This window comes from Luteolibacter sp. (assembly GCF_039920825.1).
Classification (GTDB): domain Bacteria; phylum Verrucomicrobiota; class Verrucomicrobiia; order Verrucomicrobiales; family Akkermansiaceae; genus Luteolibacter.
The window spans coordinates 223,943-248,239 of the sequence record NZ_JBDSCX010000038.1; the positions used below are offsets into that span (position 1 = coordinate 223,943).

8 protein-coding genes are annotated in these 24,297 nt (G+C 60.3%); 4 read left to right on the forward strand and 4 right to left on the reverse strand.

What is annotated here, in order from left to right; all coding sequences use genetic code 11:
• Positions 1–150: 150 nt before the first annotated feature.
• The 4 genes from ABIQ96_RS10075 to ABIQ96_RS10090 all read left to right on the forward strand — a co-directional run bounded on the left by ABIQ96_RS10075 (position 151) and on the right by ABIQ96_RS10090 (position 11,489).
• On the forward strand, positions 151–5,403 hold the full coding sequence (locus tag ABIQ96_RS10075; RefSeq protein ID WP_348214452.1) for an autotransporter-associated beta strand repeat-containing protein: 5,253 nt from the start codon (positions 151–153) through the stop codon (positions 5,401–5,403).
• A 185-nt stretch (positions 5,404–5,588) separates the two neighbouring features.
• Positions 5,589–8,282, forward strand: a complete 2,694-nt coding sequence (locus tag ABIQ96_RS10080; RefSeq protein ID WP_348214453.1) for an autotransporter-associated beta strand repeat-containing protein — start codon at positions 5,589–5,591, stop codon at positions 8,280–8,282.
• Between the two features lie 247 nt (positions 8,283–8,529).
• Entirely contained in the window at positions 8,530–10,572 is a 2,043-nt protein-coding gene (locus ABIQ96_RS10085; protein ID WP_348214454.1) for an RICIN domain-containing protein, read from the forward strand.
• 68 nt (positions 10,573–10,640) lie between these two features.
• Positions 10,641–11,489 carry a hypothetical protein gene (locus ABIQ96_RS10090; RefSeq protein ID WP_348214455.1) on the forward strand — a complete coding sequence of 283 codons (849 nt, stop codon included), beginning with the start codon at positions 10,641–10,643 and terminating at the stop codon, positions 11,487–11,489.
• Between the two features lie 166 nt (positions 11,490–11,655).
• Here the strand turns inward: ABIQ96_RS10090 and ABIQ96_RS10095 are convergent, their stop codons facing one another.
• The 4 genes from ABIQ96_RS10095 to ABIQ96_RS10110 form a co-directional block, all read right to left on the reverse strand.
• Complete coding sequence (locus ABIQ96_RS10095) at positions 11,656–12,375, reverse strand: hypothetical protein (RefSeq protein ID WP_348214456.1); 720 nt, start codon at positions 12,373–12,375, stop codon at positions 11,656–11,658.
• Positions 12,376–12,384: 9 nt separating this feature from the next.
• Positions 12,385–15,936, reverse strand: a complete 3,552-nt coding sequence (locus ABIQ96_RS10100) for a hypothetical protein (protein WP_348214457.1) — start codon at positions 15,934–15,936, stop codon at positions 12,385–12,387.
• A 135-nt stretch (positions 15,937–16,071) separates the two neighbouring features.
• Positions 16,072–19,965, reverse strand: a complete 3,894-nt coding sequence (locus ABIQ96_RS10105; RefSeq protein WP_348214458.1) for a GH92 family glycosyl hydrolase — start codon at positions 19,963–19,965, stop codon at positions 16,072–16,074.
• A gap of 72 nt (positions 19,966–20,037) precedes the next feature.
• Positions 20,038–24,240 (reverse strand): autotransporter-associated beta strand repeat-containing protein, encoded by a 4,203-nt coding sequence (locus tag ABIQ96_RS10110; RefSeq protein ID WP_348214459.1) that lies wholly within the window; start codon positions 24,238–24,240, stop codon positions 20,038–20,040.
• Positions 24,241–24,297: the final 57 nt, after the last annotated feature.

A 24,297-nucleotide genomic window follows, 5' to 3' on the forward strand; every position in this document is an offset into this window, starting at 1 on the left:
CGAATCCATGTCGGGTTTGCGCCGGGAAATCCGCTGCTTTCTTCCGATCGACTCAACACGAGTCGCTCCGCGCCGTTGCGAAACCCTCGGGGACCCATTCCATAGCCCGATTTCGTAGCGGATTCCCAACAACCCAACGAACCCAATCGCATGAAACCCAAAGGCCAATCCCGCCTCCTCGCCAGCACCACCGCCCTCATCGTCGCCACCTTCGCGACGTCCTCCTCCTTCGCCGCCAGCGCGACGTGGAACGGAACCACCAGCGCCACCTGGGCGACGGATACCAACTGGAGTGCCACCCCTGCCCCGGGCGCGGCCGACACCGCCACTTTCAACAATGCCGGCAACGCCAACACCACCTTGGATCTCGGTGCGGGAGTTGCGATCAGCGCCATCGTTTTCGACACCGCCGGCACCGCCGCCTACACGCTCGGCTCGGGTGCGGCAGGCAGCCAGACGCTTACCCTCGCGAACGCCGGCTCGGCGATCGTCAACGCGGCCGTGGCCACCAACCAGTTGGTGAATGCCAACGTCAACCTCTCGACGGTTGCCAATGCCACCAACACCCTCACCAATAACAGCGCGAGCCTGCTCACCGTCGCCGGATCTATCAACGCGGTCCCTCCCGCAGGAAACAGCCTGCTCACCGTCAGCGGAAGCGGCAACACCACCGTCACCGGCGTTCTCAACGAAACCGGCGCGGGCAGTTCGGCCCTCCTCAAAACCGGCGCGGGCACCCTCACCCTTTCCAATGGCGGCACTTATACTGGAACCGGCGCGCTGGGCCGCATCCCGGCCACCGCCGCCGGCTTTCCGCTCGTTGCCAGGGAAGGAACCCTGCTGCTCAACGGTGGCACCCACACCGTCACCGGGGAATTGGTGATCGGCGGTGTCGTAGCGGACGGCGGCGCTGGCCAGAACGCAAAAATCCAAGTCGATGCCGGCACCCTCGCCATCAGCAGTTGGCTCTCGGTCGGCCGTGGAAACGGAGTGGGTGCCGTTTCATCCGACCTCGTCGCTAACAACGCGGCGATCATCACCGCAGCCAACTTCAGCGCCGGCTTCAACGGCGGCGGCGCAACCAACCTGCCCAAGGGCTCGATCACCCTGAACGGAACATCCGGAATCACGGTGGCCAACACCGTCAACATCGCGGAGTCCGCCAGCTCGAACTTCACCCTCGAACTCAATGGCACCTCCACCTTCAAGCAAACCGCCAATGCCAACCAAACGCGGGTCGGAATGGCGGACGGAGCGATTGGCACCATCCACATCAACGGCGGAGTCGCCACCTTCGAGCGGGACTTCGTCCTCGGCTACGCGGGCACCGGCATCGGCCGGCTCAATCTCGATAGTGGTTCGCTCAACGTCGCCACCGCGACCGAGCGCTGGCTCAAGCTCAACGAGACCCAGGGATCGAAAGGCGAGCTGACGATCAACGGCGGCAACGTGAACCTCAACACGAACACCGACATCCGCTTCAGCACCAATGCGAATGGGGCCGGCACGAGTTTCGTGACCCTCAACGCCGGCGCGATCACCGGCTACACCGGTAACAACAACGGTGTCATCAGCCTTGGCAGTGTCATCGACCTCAACCAGGCCTCCACCACCGGCACCGTCAACAACACCTTCAACCTTAATGGCGGCACCCTGACGATCGGTCAGATCATCACCACTAACAACACCGGGACCGCCACCTTTAATTTCAACGGCGGCACACTCAAGGCCGCCGGCAACACCACGAACTTCGTGGATCTCGGCGGGGCGACCCAGAAGGCCAATGTCAAGAATGGCGGTGCCATCATCGACAGCAACGGATTCAACGTGACTGTCGTTGACCCGCTTCTATCCGACGGCAGCGGCGGCCTCACCAAACAAGGCACCGGCACCCTCACACTTTCCGGAACCAACACCTACACCGGCGCGACCCTGGTGAGCGGCGGGACACTCACTCTGGCCAACGGCGGAAGCGTCGATACCAGCAGCTCCGTCACCATCAACGGCAGCGGTGCCAAGCTGGTTCAGGCCAGTTTCGTGCCGGTTGCCTCCCCGGTCACACTCACCAGTGGCTCCCTCGACGGAACCGGAACCATCAACTCGCTCACCATCGCCAGCGCGCTCGCCAACACGATCACTACGGGGAATGGTGCCGCAGCCATCTCGCCGCTCTCCGTCGGCGCGCTCACCTTCCAAGGTGCCGCGACCCTGAATCTTCAGGCTAACGGAACCTACATGGAACGATATCTCCATTCCACCAATCTCGTGACTCCGGCCACCGGCACGGTCATCAATGTCACCAACGTTTCGGGAGCGTGGACCAGCGGAACCGACTATCCGCTCGTCGAGTTCGATAGCTATGCCAGCGCCGATGCTTCCCATTTCACACTGGGAGCCATCCCTGGCCTGAACCCCAACCAGACCGCCACGCTGGTCAACACCGGAACCTCCATCGCCCTCAGCATCACCGGAGAATCGCTGGTCTGGACGGGCAATGTGAACTCCAACTGGACCACCGTCGCAGTCGGCGGCGCCAAAAACTGGAGCTACCTCGGAAACGGCATCGAGTTTTCCACCAACAGCCCGGTGGTGTTCGACGACACCGCCGCGAATTTCACCGTCAACCTCGCGCAGAACGTCAGTCCCAGCTCCGTCGTCTTCAACAACAATCCTAACGACTACACGCTTTCCAGCACCGGCGGTTTTGGCATCAGCTCGGGTTCGATCATCAAGAACGGCGATGGCAAGGTGACGATCACCACCGCCAACACCTACACCGGCGCGACCATCATTAACGCCGGGATTTTGGAAATCGGAGGGACAGGCTCCATTGCATCGAGCTCCACCATCACCAACAACAGCAGCCTCATCTTAAATCTATCAGGAGCATCGAATGTTTATGCCAACCCCATCCTGGGCACGGGTTCCGTCGAAAAGTCCGGTGCGGGCTCCCTCACCCTCTCCGGGGCTAACACCTTCTCCGGCGACTTCACGCTAAATGCCGGTCAGTTGAACCTCAACAGCGTGGGAGCCCTGGGAACCGCACCGGGAACCATCATCATCAACGGCGGCCTGATCGATAATACGAGCGGCGGTGCCATCGTGATGACGGCGGCCAAGCCCCAGACTTGGAATACCGATATCAGCTTCGTCGGTTCCAACACCCTCTACATGAGCAATGGCGGGGTCACCATTCCCGCCTCGCGAACGGTCAACGTCCAGGCAGGGACCTTCGGTGTCGGTGCGATCACTGACTTCGGTTCGGGATATGATCTCGTGAAGACCGGAACCGGCACTCTCGTCCTGAACGGGACCGCTGGTGCCTTCGCCGGAAACTTCAACATCCAAAACGGTATTGTCGGCACGAATCAGGACCTTTTCGGCGCGGCACCGCTCGGCACCGGCATCCTGCAAAACGCCGGTGGCGTCGGCACCAAGTGGACTTTCTGGAACGGCAACACTGCCGTGACGTCCAATGTGCTGATCCGAAACAACGACGGCAGCAACACCCGCCAGCTCGGGATCGTCAAACGCGGCACCGGCACCTTGACGCTGACTAACAACTCCAACTTCGCCACCTCCAACCTATCGGTCGACAGCGGCAGCCTCATCCTCAACAACACCGGCACCTACGGCTCACGGAACGATGACGGAACCACCGTCACCAATTTCACGGCGATTGTTGGCAATACCGCCGGAGCGAATGGAATATTGGAAATCAACGGCGCGACGGTCAGCTACAACAACCGCTCGAATGCTGGCACGGAAGTATATCGCAGCACTCTGACCATCGGTAACAACGCCACCGGCGCGGGCGCGCTGAAGCTCACCACCGGCACGCTGACTACCGACAAACAGCTTGCCGTGGCTGGCGTGGGCGGTGCGTTTGCGGACTACACGCAGACAGGTGGCACCACGAGCATCGGTGGCTTCCTTGCCATCGGGCTTGGCGCTTCAAATGGTGTCTTCAACCTGAGTGGCGGTACTTATACGATGACCGCAGGCCCTGTGACCAACGGAGCTGGAGCAGGCGGCGTGGGCATCATGAACCTGAGCGGCAACGCCATCTATAATCACAACTCGGCCACCAACAATGCCATCTGGATCGGCGAGGCCGGCACCGGCTTCCTCAATGTTTCCGGCAGCGCCGCACTCACTCTCCCAACCAATGGAATCGAGCTTGGTAAAAACAGCGTGGCCACCGCGAGCGGCACATTCAACCTGCTAGGAGGCACCGTCACCACCAACTACGTTTCCAAACCCGGAGCACTGGCCACCGGCGTCATGAACTTCAATGGTGGAACCCTGTCGGCCAACGTCGCAAGCACCACCTTCCTCACCGGCCTCACCAACGCCTACGTCCATTCCGGCGGCGGCACCATCAACAACGGCGGCAACGCCATCACCATTGGCCAGGCCCTGCTCGCCCCCACCGGCAATGGTGTGAGCGCTTCCGGGCTGACCTTCGGCGGTGGCGGCTACATCGCGGCTCCCCAAGTGACCATCACCGGCGACGGCACCGGAGCAACGGCCGTGGCGAACATTGACGGCGGCGGAAATCTAACTGGAATCACCATCACCAACCCCGGAATCGGTTACACCACCCCACCCACCTTCGCCCTGGTGGGTGGTGGTGTCGGCAACACCGGCTCGATCGGTGGCACCGCCTCGCTGGTGGCCAACGCCAGCGGCGGGATGACCTACTCCGGATCCGGCACCACCACGCTCGCCGGCGCAAACACCTACACCGGAAACACCACCGTCAACAGCGGCACCACGCTGGTCCTGGCAGACAACGCCACCCTCCAGTTCGCACCCGGTGCCAACGGTGTCAGCAACAAACTCACCGGTTCCGGCTCCGCGACGCTCTCCGGTGATTTCACCATCAACCTAACCGGAGCAGCCGTCGCCAATGGCAACAGCTGGACGCTGGTGAACGTGACCAGCCGGACCTTCGACTCTCTCCTGTTCAACATCCCCGGATTCATCCAGGCGTCGGACATCTGGACCAAGGTTGATGGAAACAACACATGGACCTTCACCGAAGCCACCGGTGCGCTCACCCTGCAGGTGACCACCCCGACCGGATACTCCGGCTGGGCCGCCACCAATGCCAATGGCGAAACGGCCGATGGCGACTACGACAAGGACGGCGTTAGAAACGGCGTGGAATATTTCATGGGCGCGACCGGCTCGTCCTTCACCGCCAATCCCGGCTTGCAAAACGGCACGGTGACCTGGCCGAAGGATCCCGCCTTCAACGGCAGCTACACCGTGCAAACCTCGCCGGACCTAACTGCCTGGACCAATGCCGCGTCCAACGTGGTCGGAAACACCGTCCAATACACCCCCGTCACCAACCTAGGCAAGGTCTTCGTCCGCCTCGTCGTGATCCCTAACTGATTATTCAACAAACCCCGTTAACCAACTCCACCGCCCCGGCCGGACCTCGTTCCAGTCGGGGCGGTTTCGTTTCAGCATTCCCGAAAAAAATCCGCCATCTGGATGTCGGGTTATTCCTTGGGATTCCGCTTCTTGTTCCAAACCCCTCATCAAAATCCGATCCGATCCTCTTTCTATCAGCATCCATGAAACCCAAAAACAAAACCCACCGTCATCTCGGTCTTATCATTGTCCACCTCTCGATTGCCGGTCTTTTGCCGTGCGCCAATGCCGCCTCCGACACATGGGACAACGGCGGCGATGGTCTGACATGGCAGGACAATCCGAATTGGACCACCGCGTTTCCCGGATCCAACACCAATGTCTTCACCAGCACCGATGATGCGGCCTTCAGCACCACCGGAGCCGGCGGCGTGATCGATCTCGGCGGGACACTCAACATCCGCAGCCTGGTCTTCGGCGTCTCCGGCGGCGACGCGGCCGTCTTCAACATCGGCGATGCGAACGACACGCTCAACTTCACCACTGCGGGCGGCATCACCATCAACACCGGCGTCACCACCGCCCAAAACATCGGAGTTGCAGGAACGACGCTCAACCTATCAACCGCCGCCGGCTCCGCCACCACCTTCACCAACAACGGCTCGGGCCTGCTCACCATCGCCGGCAACATCGCGATGGTCCCGCCGGCCGGCAACAGTCTACTAACCGTCGCTGGCAGTGGAAACACCGCCATCTCCGGCACCGTCACGGAAACCGGTGCCGGTGGTTCGGCACTCCTGAAAACAGGTTCCGGCACACTCACCCTGAGCAATGGCAGCACCTGGTCGGGAACCGGAGCGCGGGCACGCGTTCCCGCGACCGTCTTCGACACCTCGCTGGTCGTCCGCGAAGGAACGCTGCTTCTCAACGGCGGCACTCATAACAGTTCGGGAGAACTCGTCATCGGCGGCGTCGTTACCGATGGCGGTGCCGGTCAGAACGCAAGGATTCAGATTGATGCCGGAACCCTCGCCGTGGCCAACTGGCTCTCGGTCGGCCGCGGCAACGGCATCGGCGGCGTTTCCTCGGATCTGGTCGCCAACAATGCCGCCATCATCACCGCTACCAACTTCAGTGCCGGATTCAACGGTGGAAGCGCTTCCAACCTGCCCAAGGGCGTGATCACCCTGAACAACACCTCGTCGCTGGGCATCGGCACGGGCGGCGCATTCCAGTTGGGGGAGTCCGCCGGCTCGAATTTCACGATGACGCTGAATGATTCCTCCGGCGTCACCGTCAGCGGCAACGGCAGCGCCACGAACCGTTATATCGGCGGCCTCGGCACCGGCACGCTGAACATCAACGGTTCGGCGTCGTTCAATGATGCCGGAACAAGCGCTCTGAATGTCGGCTATCAGACCGGCACCGGCATCGTCAATCTGAACAGCGGCACCTTCAGCCATGCCAATGGTGAAGTCCGGGTCGGTGCCTCCAACACCAACGGAACGTTCTCGGGCGGCTCCGGAACCATCAACATTTCAGGAGGCACGGCAACGGTCGGCGCAATCACCCTTGCCCGGAACAACAACAACGCCGGACTGATCAACGGCACCATCAACGTCAGCGGCGGCTCGCTCACCTCCACGGGCGACGTGATCCTCGGCTATGCTGGTGCGGGTGCCCTGGGCAAACTCACGATCAGCGGGACGGGCACCGTGAACATCGGCACCACCACAGCCAAGTGGCTTCAAGTCGGATCGTGGGACACTGCCAAGGGGCAGTTTGATATCACCGGCGGGTCGCTCAATCTGAATTCCAGCTCGGCGATCAAGATGAACCGCCAGACCGGCACGGGTGCCAACGTCATCAACCAAAGCGGTGGCTCGGTGACCTTCTACAGCGACAACGCCACGACCGCGGGCGGAACCGGCGATCTCGATTTGCAATACGCGGGTGCTGCGGCAAGCAACAATACCTATAACCTGAACGGCGGAACGCTAACCGTTCCCAGGATTCTTTCCACCGCCACCACCGGGACCCGCACATTCAACTTCAACGGCGGCACGCTGAAGCCCACCGCATCGTCCGCCACCTTCCTGAACCTCGGCACCGGCAGCGCCAGCGCCAACGTCCGCAATGGCGGCGCCATCATCCATACCAACGGCTTCGATGTCACCGTCGCCCAGGCACTCGTCCACAGCAGTATCGGCGGTGACAATGCGACGGATGGCGGACTCACCAAACAAGGAAACGGCACGCTGACTCTCAGCAACGCCAACACCTACACCGGCATCACCACCATCAGCAGCGGCACCCTCAAGCTCGCCTCCACCGGCAGCATCGCCAACAGCTCGACCATCATCAACAACGCCACCTATGACGTCTCCGCCGTCACCGGCTACACCGTGGGGTCGAGCCAAACATTGGGAGGCTCCGGCACCATCATCGGCAACACCACCGTCGCGGGAACCCTCGCCATCGGCAACAGCCCCGGCTCGATGAACTTCAACAACGACCTCACCCTCACAGGCACCGCCACCATGGAACTCGGTGGCAGCGCCGTCGCCGGCACCGATTACGACTACGGCAACGTGTTGGGTACTCTCAACTACGGCGGAGCGCTAAACATCATCAGCTATAACAGTTACGATCTCTCCTTGAACGCGGCCTACAACCTGTTCGACGCGACCGCCATCACCGGGGATTTCACCTCGGTCAGTGTCGGTGGACTCAGTCTCGTTTATTCGCCCGGATCGGATAGCTGGAGCGGCACGTCAGGTCCCGCGACCTTCACCTTCAAGGAATCCACCGGCGTTCTCACCGTGATCCCCGAACCCGGTGCCGCTCTCCTCGGAGGCCTCGGTCTACTGGCGCTGCTCCGCCGCCGCCGCGGCTGAGGTTTCAAGGTTTTCCCGTGATCCTTAAATGCAGCCTCAGCCGATCCGAAATAACTCCGCGACGTGGAGATTGTTGTTAGATTCTACGAATCCGCATTTCAATTTCAAATCCATTCCAACATTTTTAACAGACCTGCACCCGATCCCTCATCCGATCCAGTAAACTGACGAATGCCAGTGGATCCAAAACCACCATTTTCATGCCGGGAAGTCCGGCACGAGATACAAACCCAAAACCAATAAATCCATGAAACTGAAAAAAACCATAAAGCCCAAATCAGGACTGTGCCTTGCTCTCGGCATCGCCTTCCAACAGATCGCCGCCGGAGCGACTCATCCCGGCATGCTCCACACCAACGCCGATTTCACCCGCATGGCCGCGAAAGTGAACGCCAACGCCCAGCCCTGGAAAGGAAGCTGGGACCTGCTCGTCGCCAGCTCCAACTCCCAGAGCACCTGGGGACCGCGTGCGGTCTCCGTGATCAACCGCGGCACCTCGCCGGATAACTGTGCGCTGCTCTACAACGACGCGGCCGCCGCCTATCAAAACGCCCTGCGCTGGAAAGTCACCGGCGACGTCGCCCACGCTAACAAGGCGGTGGAAATCCTCAACGCCTGGGGCTACACCCTCACCGCCGTCACCGGCAACGCCGACCGCTTCCTCGCCGCCGGCCTCTACGGCTACGAGATAGCCAACGCCGCCGAGATCATGCGCACCTATTCCGGCTGGGCTCCTGCGGATTTCACCCAGTTCAAGACCATGATGGTCAATGTTTTTTACCCGCTGAACAACCAGTTCCTGCTCACCCACAACGACGCCAACATCCAAAATTACTGGGCGAACTGGGACCTATCTAACATGGCTTCGATCCTCGCCATCGGCATCCTCTGCGATGACCAGGCGAAAATCGACCAAGCCGTCAACTACTTCAAGACCGGCGGCGGCAACGGCTCGATCAACAACGCCGTGCCCATCCTCCACTCGCCCACCCTCGGCCAATGGCAGGAAGCCGGCCGCGATCAGGAGCACTCGATCATGGGTATCGGACTGATGGCCACCATCTGCGAAATGGCTTGGAACCAAGGCATCGACCTCTACGCCTGGAACAACAACCGCTTCATGGCCGGTGCCGAATACATCGCCCGCTATAACAACCTGAAGACCGTGCCCTTCTCCTTCTATTCGTGGCGCAGCGGCACCGGCGGCGGTTCCGCCCAAACCCAGAGCGTCGTCTCCAATGCCGGCCAAGGCGCCACCCGGCCGGTCTGGGACATGATCGTCGGTCATTACGCACAGCGCAAAGGCATCGCCATTCCGGAGGTCGAGGAAAAAGCCGCCTCCACCCGTCCTGATGGTGGTCCGCAATATGGCGTTCATGGCAGCCAGTTCGACCATCTCGGTTTCACCTCCCTCACCTGCTACCGCGATCCCATCGCCACCACCGTGCCCGCAGGTGTCTATCAGATCACCGCCCGCCACAGCGGAAAAGCGATGGCGGTTCTCAACAACGGGACGGCCAACGGCACCAACGTGGACCAGCGCACGGTCGCCGATACCGACAATCAAAACTGGACCGTCAGCTCGTTGGGTTCCGGACAATACCAGATCCTCGGCTCCTTCAGCGGCAAGGCCCTCGACGTCAGCGGCATTTCCACGGCCAATGGCGCCAACATCCTCATCTGGGACTATCTCAATGGAAACAACCAGAAATTCACCTTCACCGCCACGGATTCCTCCTATTACCGGCTCACGCCTGTCCATAGTGGCAAAGCAGTCGATGTCGCCAATATCTCCACGGCTGACGGCGCCAATATTTACCAATGGCAATATCTCGGCGGCACCAACCAGCAGTGGAAATTCACCGCCACTTCGACAGTCCGCCGGCTGCGCCTCTCCACCACGACCAACCAATACCTGCGCCACTCCGGCTTCCGCGGCTACATCGCCACTGATCCGTTCCCCGCTCAGGATTCCGAATTCCGTGTGGTTCCGGGACTTGCCGGAGTGACTGGCGTTTCGTTGGAATCGATCAACTTCCCCGGCCGTTTCCTATGCGTCCGCGCCAACGGCGAAACCTGGGTCGATGTCGCCGACGGCACCGCCGCATTCAACACCACCGCCACCTTCCGCCGCGTCACCGGCTTGTCCAACACGGCGATGTATTCCTATCAGATGTGGGGCGACGCCACCCGCTACGTCATCAATGTCGGCGGCGCGGTGAACGCCGCCACAGTCTCCGGAACCGCCGCCCAGGAAAGCGCCACCTTCGCCGAAGTGACGGCCCAATAGAAACTCCGAAATGAATCGGGTCGGGGATGCGCTCTGTGCGTCCCCGACCCAACCTCTTGCCGAAATTCATGATCATGAACATCCGGAAAAACCTCTGCCTGTGGTTTCTAACTATCACTATCGGCGCGGTCGTGTGGCGGACGATCGATGACCCCGGCACTTCGCCCGTCATCACCCGCATTTCCAAAGCGGGAGACAGGACCTATCAGACCCATGCGGATGGTTTCATCCCTTTGGAACCCTCCTTCCCGCTTGCAAACGTGCCCGAGCGTGCCGCGCAAGCTGTCCGGTCGCCACCGGCCGGGATGCTCGCCGCCGAGGATGCCTTTGCCGTGGAAGCTCCGTCCCTTCGGGAGGAACTGATGCGCCGCGCCATGCAGGCTTGGGCCACCACCGATCCTGCGGCGGCTCTCGCCTGGGCCTCCCGACTGCCGGATCCCGGCGAGGCGGATATGGCGATGCTCCAGGTTTTTCTCAAGGCCTCGGAAACCGATCCAGCAACCGCCATTAAACTGGCCCTGGACCATCACTTCGATGAGAAACCCGGAGATCTGGTCGGAAATCTCGCCACCGAATGGGCTGACCGGGATCTGCCTGCGGCTTCGGATTGGGTAAACCAGCAGCCTGCGGGTGAACCTCGTGACGCCCTCATGGAACGGATCATCTTCATCGCCGCACAGACCGATCCCGCGGCGGCCGCCCGCAAGGTGGTAGAGGGAATGAATCCCGGGGAACGCCAGACAGAAGCCGCCATCATGGTCCTGCATCAGTGGATCCTGCGGGATTTCGAAGCCGCTTCGGCATGGGTCGGGCTGTTTCCCGAGGGAAGTCTGCGGGATCGCGCCCGGAGCGAGTTGGCGGGCCAGGCCTCTAACTGTCAAAAAATCGCGGAACAGCCGCTGCCGCCCGTGAACTGAGGAAAAATTCTCCGACCATGGCAAAACCTCATCACCGTCATCTCTATCAGCCTCCCGGGCAATCCGATTCCCGCGAGTCAGAACTCTGAACCGCAGGGTTGCATTTATTCAGCGTTTGCCTAACCGACATGCCCCGCCTGGAAATCAACGATCCGCCCCGCGGCCGTCAAGGGTTGTGGCTGGCCGCCTCATCCGGAGCCTTCGATCTGCGGTCCTCGGGGATCATTTTCATCGCCACCGGTCCAAGGCGCGGATCGTCGCCGGGCACGAGAAACACCAGCATCCGCTGGTCGGAGTTGTGCTCCCAGACGGCCGAGTAAATGGCTCGCTGCGGCTGGTCGCGGAAAAAGAGTTTTACTTCCAAGTTGCGGTTGATGCCGCCTGCATCCGCAATGACGGGTGTCCATGAAGGCGGAAGGTCCACGATTTTCTTTTCGCAAACGAAGACCAGTTCCTTGCCGGTGGCGTTGATGAACCGGTTGCTCCCCCAGGCAAACGATGAACTGTCGTCCTCGATCACGAACGGGCGGATCCCCGACGCCGCTTTGGAATCCGGGAGGATCACGATGAGGGGTTGTTTGAGGCCGTCCGGGATGGTGATCGCCGCCTTGAAGGGTTTTCCTTCGGCGTCTTTTTTATCGAGCGTCTCGATGACGGCGGGCGTCTCCCCCGCGCTGATCTGATAGACGCCGGTGCGCTTGGCCGGATGCATCGCGTCGATGATCTTGCTGCCTTTCGAATCCGCCAGGGCGAGTTTCATCCCGGCGATTTCCGAGTCCCAGGCAAGCACGCGGACGGGAATGGCATGGAGCAGCGGGGAACCGATGCAGGAGGCGAGAATGGAAATCGCGAGCAGCCGGAACGGAGGATTGATGGAGTTTTTCATGGAATGGTTTCAGGGAAGCTGATCGGAGACCACCTCATTGTTGGTTAGATAGCGGAACGAGACGATGCAAAATTTCCGGCCGAAGGCGAGATTGACCGAATTCAGCTCCGCGACGGACACATAAGGCGAATTGGCAGGATCAACGAACTCCGCTTTTCTCTGCACCACGGCCTCGCATCGGGCGATGGCCAGCACCTTGCCCGCCGAGTCCTTCGCCTCGCCATAGCCGCGGATGGTGAAAGTATCGGAACGCGCGGTCATGACCGGAGCGAGGGATTGCAGCACGTCCGCCTGGGTCAGGTAGCCGGGAATGCCCACACCGGTTCTCGGCGAGGTGATGTTGATTTTCGAACTAACAGGATAACCGCCGGTATCGAAGGTGTCGTAGAGAGCGCTTTGATTGAAGCTGGTGCTGTCGATCGCCGCCTGGATGGCTCCTTTGAGCGGCATGTCGGTATTGCTGCTGTCGATGCGCCGGTTCACGAATTCACCCATGGAGAGGAACGGGCCCCGCAGTTTGACCTGGACGATGATTTTCTGGGCAAGCTCCGCGATTTGGGGATCCGTCAGGGATCGGAAACCCTGCCAGTTGTTGGAATCAGAGCCCAAGGGATTGCGGAAACGCGGGAAGGCGGTCTTACCGGAACCGGGCGCGGTTCCGTCGCGAATGGTGAATTCCTGGTCACGCATGCCGCTCAGAAACGCGATCCACGCCTTCTCGCTGGTGGAGTTGATGTTGAACGCGCCATCCACGTAGAGATGGGCCGCGATCTTGAGACATCCTTCCGGCTTGGTAAGATCGGCCTTGAGATCGGACGCCGATAAACTCCCCTTTTCCAACCTCATGCGGGAATTCCGCAAGGGATGCTTCGCGGGATCATCGATGAAATCCGCCAGGACATCCGCGCTGCTTTTGGTGACTTTGGCGATGTCACTGAGCCAAGCGGAGGGCGAACCGGTTCTGCTATCCGGCGTGAGCACGGGTGCCGCTCCGCTGAAGTAGAAGGAGTCCCAGAGAGCTTCGTTCGCGAGATACGAATAGTCGTAAACCGGCATCTCCTGGCGTGTGTAGGTGGCTTCGCCGGAGCCGCCGCTCGTGAGTGGGGAACGCTCCGCGGCAAGACCTTTTCTCAGATAGGCGCTGGCCCAGCTGTTTCCAAACTGGTTGGCGGGAGCATAAGGCGTATATGATAGATCGGCATGTTGGAAGCCTGCCAGTGACAGCATCGGTTCCTGCGGCACCTCGAAAAACGAGAGTTGGGATTCACCGGTGCCGGAGCTGTTCGAAGCTCCGTAGAAAGCGGAACGGCCTCCATTGTTGGTTTGTAGCACTTCGTTGAATGTGGAGACCGCCCTCATCCGTGTTTCATAATGAGGACCTGCGAGGAAGGTCCCGGTGGTGAGATAGCGGTTGATATATGGCTGGCGCGGATTGGTGGTGTAAACGAGATCCCCGCGACGGCTGACCAAAGAATCGGTCGCCACGCGGTGATAGGTTTCTATCAGACCAAAAGGCTGTCTCGTCGCCGCGCTGACGAGCTCCGCATAGCTGTAGCGCGGGGATTTCATGGAGGCGGTGACGGTGGATTGCTGTGCGAAATTCACCGTCTGCACGTCGCCGACCGCCTGACCGCGATTGGAGTCCACCGGATTCGCGAGCTTGGTGCGGGTGGCATCCTCTAATCCCACGGAGAAGGGATAATTACTGCCGGTACTGGGAACGAAATTCACTTCGACGGAATCCTTGACCGTTGGGTTGGGATCCATCACCCGGGTAAATCCGTATTTGGCATCAGCCGCGTTCTTCATCGGGATGGCGAATCCTCCCCGGGTCGAAAGCTGGTTGGGATTGTCCACGGGCCGGAGAGCGATGCTGCGCTTGCGGATGGAATTGTTGGAAACGAATTCGACATCGGTCTGGGTGGCGGGAGCGAACACACGGACTTCTCCCGGCTTGAAACGGATCGACTGTCCGGCCGCGGCCGGGCTGCTGCCGGTAGGCGTGATGAAGGCGAAAAAATACGGATTCACCGACCGGCCGTGGCCTACGTTGAGAAATTGATAGCCGACGATCTGTGAAAGCCCGACGCCTCGCACCGGTTCAGAAACTCCGTTTTTCGTAAAGGTCCAGTCGGTTGAGAAAGGAACATCCATCCACGGGTAGGCCACCGCTCCCTCGATCTCCAAGGCCACGTTATAGGGATTCCACAGTGTGACGATCGGCGTCATGACGAGCCGGACTTCCTTGTCCGCACCCACCCCGAGACTGAGCAGATAGAGCACCCGGTCCAGCACAGGACGGAAACCGTTCTGGGTTGCCAGGGCAGGTGGGGGCGCGGCCGGGCAGATGTTTCCACCACTCGACTGCCTGAGGGAGACGTGATCCATCCCCCGCTCAAAAATGGTCGGTCCGTCGCCCGTTGAATACAGGTGATAGGGCGTCCGATAGAACGACCGCAACGTGTCGAAGGTGGGCACGGCCGCCGCGGGAAACTCAAAGCTCGTGGTTGCCGGGTTGAAAGTAAGGTCCACATGAACACTACCCGATGTCGTGACAATCGGACGGAACAACGGACGCTGCCCACGGTAGTTGGAGGGAGTGGTGAACTGCGGAACATTCACGGAGCGGAAGGGATTTTTGAAGGTCCCCCAGGCGTTTTGTTGGAAACTCCCATCCGACATTTCAAATCCGAGGGTGAGATCGGTCTTGAGGCCGCCGTTGACCACGTCCGTTAGAAGACCGAGGCCCTGCGAGGTGAAATCAGCGTTTTCCGGAGTCGCGGCGGTTCCTTTCCAAAGATCGGTATCGAGTTTCGCCTGCCCCATGCTGACGACCCGGCCGGCACGGTGGTTCCAATCGGAGGCCGGTTGATTGAAATTGTTGGATTTTGCCAACGAAGGACGCGCCTGGGCCTGCAGACGATCATTGGGAATCACTTCGTTTTTCTCAGGTCCGCCGACATTGATCTTGGCCCGGGTGGCGTCCTGCACGACGGACCAGGCGATCGCTCCGGAAATGGGTTTCCCTTTCATCACGTCCACCTTGGCGCCGGATAGACTGAAACCATCCGACGCCACTGTGAACAGCGGCACCGGTTTCTCGACGGTTCCGCTTTTGGCCCAGTCCTGAACCGTGAGGTCTACCGGGTTGCCGCTGGAAGTCAGCCAGCTGACAAAACTCGTGGTTTTCTTGCTGGCATAGGAGGGAGCGCTGCCTTGCGGATTGTTCGCCAGATTCGGCGACCAGGACCTCCAGACACCGACGACATTCGGGTTCTTCGCCCCATCGAAAATCGACCCGTCCACCGTGACGCGGCGGTCGTCCCCCGCCGCTTTCTGGAGTTCTCCCAAGGCCAGCATGAGCGACAGCCGGGCGTTGGCCCGGGCAATGTTGCCCGCCGAGGTCCCGGCCGTGGCGCGAAGCGTGATCGAGCTGAGCGACAGGAGGCCGACAGCGATGACGACAAGCAGAATCATCAGGCTGAGCGTGACGATAAGAGCGAATCCCCTTTTGTGCGCCAAGTGGCGGGGGCGCAAGCGGCGGAGTGGGCTGAGGTTCATGGTTTTTTTAGGTTTTGCGCGGAGCCGATCAAGCAAGTTGGGAGGGGTAATCCAAACGTTGTATACAAGAAGGCTTGACGGAAATATTGGCTCTATTTTTACAATGTAAATTCAAAATGTTAATTTATGCACATATCACTCCACTTTAATGCGAAAAAAGGCGGATGACTTAGCACCCGCACCAAGGATCACTAAAGAAAGGATCGCGCCGTCCCCGAGGAGGGGCTCACCGACATTTTCCCAAGGGCCATTGAGTTTTCCGCCGATGTCTTGTTGGAGCTGGTAGGTATGTCCGGGATGACCGTTGAGTGAGAATGCAAGGTCATCGCCCACGGCGGAGCAGACGAGATCCACAGAGGTAATGCCCAAAACCGTGCCGAAGTTTATGAAATTCGATGGGAGCGGGACGGAGGAGGTAATGAGATCGAGGGTCCCATAATTGGTGATCGAGGCGAGAGAGGCGGCGAGATCGGTGGGGAAAAAGGTGGATCCCGGAGGAATGGTGAGGTTTTTCCCGGTGTAGTCGGCGCGGCGGACGGTAATCGTCGTGTGGCGCAGCGAGATCGAGGTGGGTGTGCTGCCGCAACGCAGCCCCACGCGGTCGAACGAGAACGTGCTGGGGCTAGGGTCTGATCCTGTGAAAGCGGAAAAGAGCACACCGTCCGAGACGCGGATCAGGGCGGCGTAGTAGTCGAGCCCGCCGTCGGCGGTGCGGGTGAGGGTGAGGAGGAGCCGGTAGTTTCCATCGGTAAAAGCGGGTGGAACGAACCCCGTGGTGGCGAGTGTGGACGCTCCGACGGTGGTGGAATACGCACCGGTGGTTTTTCTCCAGAAACTGGCGGTGGAATCGTTGGTGGCGAGGTAGCCGGGTGTGTTGGAAGCGGAAAGGGTTGAAAACAATCCCCAAGCAAAGCGTTCGCTCCCCGGCGACGCGGAGAGGCCGAGGAAGGTGGCTTCCGCAGAGAGGGTGATCGAGTCGCCGGAATCTTCGAGCGTGACTTGGGGAAATGGCGAGTGGATGGCAGTGGCGCTGGTGTTTTCCCAGACGGGTGAATCGGTGGCGGGTGCGGTGATTTGCGGGGTGCCGAGTCCGCCGGTCCATACGCCACGGGCGGGAATCACCAACTCGTGTGCCGGAGGCGGCTGGAAATCCTGTCCCGTTCCCCAAGCTGTGGGGCTCGGCCCCATGACAAATGAAAGGGTGCTTCCCGCCAGAATGTCCGAATGATGGATGATCGGTGTGTCGAGCGGTTGGCCGTTCAGGGTGGCGGATTGGACGTAGATGTTCGCGCCGCCGGAGTTTTCTGCGATCACTGAGAAGGTTTTTTCGTTAGAAATCCTGAACTCGAGCCGTGGCACGCGTGGCCCGTGCAAATAGTAGTGGTCCTGCCCCGAGCTCGGAAAAAATCCCGCCGTGAGGAAAAAATAGAGCGAGGACATCGCGCCCGAATCCTCATCACCCGGGAACGAATAAGCGCCGAACCGCTGGCGCAACTGGTCGGCATAATAGGAAGCCAGATAGGGACGCCCGGTATGGCAGAACTGCCAGATGGGCTGGAACGAAGGCTCGTTGGTGAAATCGATGTAGTTGCTATCGTTTTTCCCGAGCGCGTGGTTCAACCGCTCGATGAAGCGGGCACGCCCTCCCATCAGGCCGATCATCGCCTCGCGGTCATGTGGAACGTTGAAGGAATAGTTCCAGCAGGTTCCCTGATAGAAATCGGTTCCATTCCCAGCAATGGCGGCGGTGGATCGGAAACTGCCGTCACGATTGCGCGCGCGGACGAAACCGGAAAAGCCATCGCCACTCGCGGAAGCGTCCCATACGTTCTTCCAGTTAGACGAGCGGACGAGGAGCGCTTGAGCCTCCGCCGCATGGCCGTGGGCAAGTCCCACCTGCGCGGCGCACCAGTCGCCGTAAGCGAAAGCCAGCGTGGAGGAACCGGATTTCATGCGACCGTCATAACCGCCGATGCTGCCGTCGTACGAAACGTAGCCGAGATTCCGATAGTCCGCCGTGCGGCGGCCCGCGTTGAACTGGAGGAGCGGCCAGACTTTTTCCCAATCGATGCCGGGAATCTGTTTCGCATGGGCGTCAGCGATGACGAGATCCACCTCGTCCCCGCCCTGACCGGATGCGAAATCCTTGCCTTGGATGAACGCGGTTTCGGCACGGCCGTTTCGGGCGAATCGCTCGGCGAAGGAGTTCACGTTCGCCGCCACCGCCGCCGGTTTCACGATCGCCAGCAGCGGATAGAGCGTCTGCCAGGTGTCCCAAAGCGTGTATTGATCGTCCCAGAAAGGCGTGCCCGCCGGCCAGCCCGGAGAATCGCTGGTGCGGTCGCGGGGTTGCACCAGGCTGTGGAAAAGCGACGTGTAGAGCTTCCTTCCTTCCTCGTTGCTGACTCCCGGCGTCGTCAAAACGGATAGCGCGTCCACCCAGCGTGCCTTGGCCTGCGCTTCGAGACCGGTGAGGTCCCAAGCCGGAATCTCCTGTTCAAGATGAGCCCGCGCTTGTTCCACCGAGACGAAGGAAACCGCGATTTTCAACATGACCTTCCGCGAGGCCGTCGTATCGAATCGCATCCAACCGCCAAGCCGCTGCCTGGTGACGGTGGAGGCTGATAGAACGCCGGTGCTGGAGGTGCTGCCGATCCATGTGCCGCCGGACATCGGCGTGGTGTCCACCTTCGCATAAAAATAAACGTTGTAGGCCGCCGGGTTCCAGTTGCCGTCGAAGGTGCCGCCACCACTGATCGTGCCGGCCTCGGTGTCGATGGTCACGGAGCCGCTGGTCATGCCGTCCGCTCTGCCGAGTTTCCGTGCGACGTCGAAGGACAGGCGGGCATCCGTCGATGCCGGGAAATCGAATTGATAGATCGTGCTGTTAGCTGTGGGCACGACGGCGCAGTCGGTGTTCCAACCTGTCAGTCTGGCGCGGTAGGAATAGGGACGGGCCGTGACTCCGTAAACCGGAGACGCGTGATCGCTCTCGTTGATACCGGCCCCAAGCCGGGGCGAGACCAGGAAATTACCAAAAGAAGGAGTGCTCGCCCCCGCCCCTTGGGCATGGAGTTGCGCGAAGCCGACCACGGCGCTGCCCGCTTTGTAGCCGGAGGGAGAAACCGCCAGCGTATCCGGACTCGGATAGATGGATGACTGTGGCAGGCAGGCTCCCGGCACGCAGCCGCCCGTTCCTTCGGCACCTATCAGGGGATCGACGAGATTGATCGGCGCGAGATTGGTGGTCGGCGGAATCGTTTCAATCGTGGTGCCGGGGTTTTGGAAAAGCTGGAGCGCCTCGGCCGCGGTGACCGCTCCTTCGTAAACCTGGAGGTCGTCCACATCGCCGTTGAAATCATCGAGAATGCTGCCGGCCCGCAGGAACGCGCCGATCGCGAAGTATTTGATCGGATTGGTGGTGATCGCGACGGGGATGGTGTTCTCGCCACGGAAAATGCCATCCACATAGACCGAACGGCTCGAGCTCTCATAGACGGCAACGACATGGTGCCAGTTGCCATCGCAAACATCATAGCCCGTGCTGATCTCACCCGCGTTGTTGCCGCTGCCTCCCTGCCGGGCACGAACCCGCAATCCGCGCCCCGCGGAACTCTCCCGCGTGATGACTTCGAAACCGGTATTATAGGTGGCGGAGTCTGTGGACCCGGTGGTCATGCCGAACACCGCATGCGTTGACGAGGTGGATTGCGCCGGCGTCTGCCTCACCCAGAATGAAATGCTGAAAGGCCGGAACGTGCTGAAACTCCCCAGCAAGGAAAAAGTGCTGCCGCCATCCAGGCTCGCTAACAGATAATCATCGCTGCCGCCGAGCCGCACATAACCGCCGGCGGCTCCTCCGCTGGAGTTGAAGACTACGGAATTTCCCTGAACCGTCAGATTGGCGGCACCCAGCGCGTCACCGCCTCCGGAGTCCAATTCATAATGATGACGAAGGGTGGCGGCCGGTGCCGAAACCCAGGAAAAAAAACAAGCGGCGGCAACCGCAGCGGATAGACGTAAGGACATGAAATAATGTTAGCTAATTCGAATGAAATGCCGCCGCCCGGCGTGACACCGGTGCGGCGGCATTCACACAGGTCACTTGGCAACCTTGAGGCGACCGAAGATTTTTCGTCCGACGGCATTCGCACGAGGAATGCGAACGTTGATGGTGTCCGGCGCATCGAGATTTTCAGCAACGGTGACGGTTACTCCGTTGACGTCCGGTCCGGAGTCCCCCGCACCGATCACCGCATCCGTCCAGCCCGTTAGGGTCGAGCCGTATTGGGCGGTCTGGGAGGTGACGTCCGCCTCCGCGTCGTCGCGGCGGCTGAACGTGAGGATCACGTAGGTGGCGTCGGAGGTTTGCACCGGCAGGATCTGGGAATCCGAAGTTAGCGGGTTTCCATTCAGATAGAACTCCATCAGGTTGCTGACACCGTCGTTGTCGGCGTCCTGGGTGAGTCCGTTGTTCGTGCCGTCGAGGCCCTTCGAAGTGGCCCAGCTCGAATAGCCGCTGGCGACCACCAGGCTTCCGGTGCCGGTGAAGAACGCGCCATAGGTCGGATGGGACGGGTTGTAAGTGCCGGGAAGCATGGTGACGCCGCCGAGGATGAGCACTCCGACTGTGTCGGAGGAGGTTCCGGTGGCGAGGTCCAAGTGGGCGCCGCTGGCGACAGTGACAGTGGATGCATCGCCGAGGGTGGGCGAGGTGATGGAGAGCGTGCCTTGGCTGACCGTAGTCGCACCGGAATAGCTGTTAGAGCCTGTCAGACTTAGCGTGCCGGTACCGGTTTTGACAATGCCGAGCGCGGCGGTGCCGCCGTCGAGGATCACGCCGCTGTAAGCGGTGCTGGTGTTGTCACCGCCGACGGTGATGACGGAGGGATTCGCAGCATGGGAGTTGCTGATTTTTCCACCGGTGCCGCTGAGGTTGGCGAAGGTGAAATTGAAGCCATTAAGCTTGAGCATGGATTCGGCGACCACCAGCGGACCGGAACTGAAGGCGTTGGCATTTCCTGCGATGGTGGAACCGTTGGGGCGACCGTTGATTTTGGTGGATGCGTACGAGTTCTGGACGGCGGCGGGAGCCACGTTGATGGTTCCTGAATCACCCACGGGATCACCCGCATAAAATTCGCACTGGAATGGTCCGCTGATAGAACCGGTGATGGTGAAATTGGCGAGGCGTTGGGCCATGATGCCGGAATCCGCCGTTAGCGTCACGCTGCCAGCCCATGTGGCGGTAGCGCTGCCAGCCAAACGGAGTCCGCCGGGATACCCGCCTTCCCCCCAGCCCGATCCCGCGATTTCCACCGGCGTGGTGTAGGGATCGACGCTGGTGAATGCGAGCAACTGCGCGCCGTCGAGGATCTGAATTTTACTTGCGGCTCCGAAGGCGTCCTTGCCGTTGTTGGCTCCCACCCGTCCTTTTTCAACGCGCAAGGTGCCGGTGAAACTTGGCGTCAGTGCGAAGGCACCCCAATCCGCCGTTGCATTGACCAACTGGGCGGAGTTCAAAGAAACGACACCCGCACCCGTGATTTTATCCCAGGCCGCGGTGGCGGCGACGGTGGAATTGAACCTGAGTTTGCCACCCGCCGCGATATCATAGGTGGTGGTGGAACCCATGCTGCCGTTCACCGTACCATCTCCGAATTGGAATGTTCCCTGGGTGATTTGCAAGAGTCCGGAATAGGTGTTGGATGTCCCTGTGAAAATCTGGGTTCCCGCCCCCGTCTTCGTTAGATTCGTGGCGGAGCCGTAACCACTGAGCGCTCCTGATAGGACGGGGGAACCGGTGGTATTGAAAATCACGCTCGCGTCGTTGACGACAAGGGGGCTGGTGAGGGAACCGTCCGACACACCATCTCCCAAGCGCAGGGTTCCGGCGTTAACGGTCGTAATGCCGGTGTAGGTGTTCGCCGTGGCGAGAGTGAGCATGCCATCACCAAGTTTGTTCAGGACTGTCGGTCCGGCAATGCGACCCGTGCCGCTCAAAGTGTAATCCTTGCTGGTGTGGTCGAAGGTGACGCTGGCAGGTGACACGACCGAGTTCAGCGTGATCGCGGTGCTGGTCGCAGAATCATTAAACTGGGTGTTGTCGTTTTCCAAATACTTGTCGGGGGAGGCTCCGAGCGTCCAGTTGGAGGTGGTGTTGATATCCCAGATCGAATCCACATTTCCCTTCCATTTAAGGACATTGATCGCCGTAACCTGAAGGGAGACCGCATTGTTGGAATCGATCACATTGGCGACCACGCCACGTGGCAGAGGGGCGAGTTGGAAAGCGCCGATACCGCTGCCACCGATGGAGCCGCTGACGGGATAGCTGATGAGCGGATAGGTCCCGACGACCGGGATGCCGGAGACTTTCAAGGTCACCGTACCATGCGGAACCAGGCTGCTTGTCGCATCGATGGCCGGCACGCCCGTGGCGGGATTGAAGTTGCGGATGTCCACGGTCACCCCTGTGGCGGAGCCAAGCGTTAGACCGGTGGTCTTCCAAGATTGGTATGCATCACCGGTGACCGCAAGTGTGGTTCCATCCGCCACGACGCAGGAAGTTCCGGGGAAATTTCCGGTAGTCGTCAGCAGCGTGCCGGCGCTAACGGTGGTGGTGCCGGTGTAGTCGTCCAAGTTGGAAAGGGTGAGTGTGCCCGCCCCTTGCTTGGTGAGACCGCCGGTGCCGTGAAGTCCCGTCTGGAAACCCACGTCGAAGTTGTTGGTGTCGAAATTGAGCCCTCCGCTTTGCAGGTTCACATAGACCCGGCCGGGATTGAGCGTGCCGAGCTTGAAGAAGTCGGTTTGCGCGGCCAGTGCCTTGATCGTGCCGCCATTGGCGTTGACGTTGTTTTTCGAAACCGTGGAATCGTCGGCACCCTTCTGGATATAGGTCGTGGCAAGCGTGCCGCCGTTGAGGTTTAGCGAAGAGACGATGCCGGACTGCGCGGTGTTGTCATCACGACCGATGGTGACGAAATTATTAACTGTTAGAATTGAGGTGCCGCTGAGGCTGACCGTTTCCGTCGCAGTCGCGCTGCCGATGTGGCCGATGGTGAATTCCTTGAGAGTGAGCGCCGCGCTGCCACTGAGGGAAATGGAGGTGGTGCCGGTGTTACCGGTTCCGCCGAAGTCGCCGGTCTTCCATTTGGTGGTGGCGGCGTTGAGAATGCTGGTGCCTGATAGATTGACGGTGGCAACTCCGCCATTTCCGCCGCCGATGATGTCGACGCCGGTGTTGGTCTCCGTGAGCGTGCCGCCGGTCATCGTGAGGGTGCCCTTGCTGGTGGTGGTGCCGACGTTGAGGTTGCCGGTGACGTTCATCGCTCCGGCGCTCATCTGGCAGAGTCCTTCTCCGGCATCCAGAGGGGTATTGGCGGTAGTGCCAATGCCCAGGAGCCCTTTGATATTCACCGTGCCGCCGTCGATCTTGAGGAGACCCTTGTCGTTGTAGCCAATCCTTACATTCGTGCTGCCTGCGGCATTGGTGAAGTTCAGCGTTCCGCTGTTGACGTTGATCTTGGACTGCAGGTCGGCAGTGGCAGCTTGGTAGCCGATTCTGGCTTCGGTGTATTTGTCAAAGGTGACCGTGCCGGTCGTGATGTTGATCTCGGCACTGCCTGAGAGCTGGAGGTTCGCGGTGGAACCGCCGGTCTTTTCAAACGTCGCGGTACTGCCGGTGACGTTGAACTTATCCGTGCTGGCTCCGTTAATTCCCTTGCCGAACCACACGCCGCGCAGATCCTCGCCGACAGCTGAATCGGTCGCCGATTTCACGCTAAGCGTGCCAGCCGAAAGGTTGTAGACAGAGCCCGAGTCGCCATTCGCATCCGAGAGGAAGAATCCGCGCTTCAAAGTGGAGTCAATTGTTCCGCCGCTTTGCGTGAATGTGCCCACGCCGTTGGATCCCACGATGAAATACTCTCCGTTGGTAATGAGTTGTCCCCCTAACATGCTGAAGGATCCATTGTTGAGGAGACGGGCGGAGCCGGTGATCACGTTCACCGCTCCGGTCCCGTTGATGGTGGTGGTTCCCGCTCCGCGACGATCCCAGTTTCCGGACGGAACATTCGTCGGATTCGGCGTGTTGGTATTGATCAACACATTGTCCGCCAAAGGCGGAATATCATTAGGAGTGTTGGGGCTCCAGTTGGTTTTAACGTTGTAGGCATTGCTGGTGGTGCCCGTCCACGTGTAGTCCAGAGCATGAAGGGGCGCGGTCAATCCGACGCAACAGGCCAAGGTAATGGTCGACAACGGAAAACGAAGAGACGGGTATCCTAAATTTCTGAATTTCATGGTATGGGTTTTTTCGGGGCAAAGCCCGGTTGGGGTTCAAACGTCAACACCGGCCAC

Coding starts and splice junctions, on each gene's coding strand:
- ABIQ96_RS10085 (WP_348214454.1), top strand. CDS start 8,530: ATGAAACTGAAAAAAACCATAAAGCCCAAATCAGGACTGTGCCTTGCT.
- ABIQ96_RS10095 (WP_348214456.1), bottom strand. CDS start 12,375: ATGAAAAACTCCATCAATCCTCCGTTCCGGCTGCTCGCGATTTCCATT.
- ABIQ96_RS10110 (WP_348214459.1), bottom strand. CDS start 24,240: ATGAAATTCAGAAATTTAGGATACCCGTCTCTTCGTTTTCCGTTGTCG.
- ABIQ96_RS10080 (WP_348214453.1), top strand. CDS start 5,589: ATGAAACCCAAAAACAAAACCCACCGTCATCTCGGTCTTATCATTGTC.
- ABIQ96_RS10075 (WP_348214452.1), top strand. CDS start 151: ATGAAACCCAAAGGCCAATCCCGCCTCCTCGCCAGCACCACCGCCCTC.
- ABIQ96_RS10090 (WP_348214455.1), top strand. CDS start 10,641: ATGATCATGAACATCCGGAAAAACCTCTGCCTGTGGTTTCTAACTATC.
- ABIQ96_RS10100 (WP_348214457.1), bottom strand. CDS start 15,936: ATGAACCTCAGCCCACTCCGCCGCTTGCGCCCCCGCCACTTGGCGCAC.
- ABIQ96_RS10105 (WP_348214458.1), bottom strand. CDS start 19,965: ATGTCCTTACGTCTATCCGCTGCGGTTGCCGCCGCTTGTTTTTTTTCC.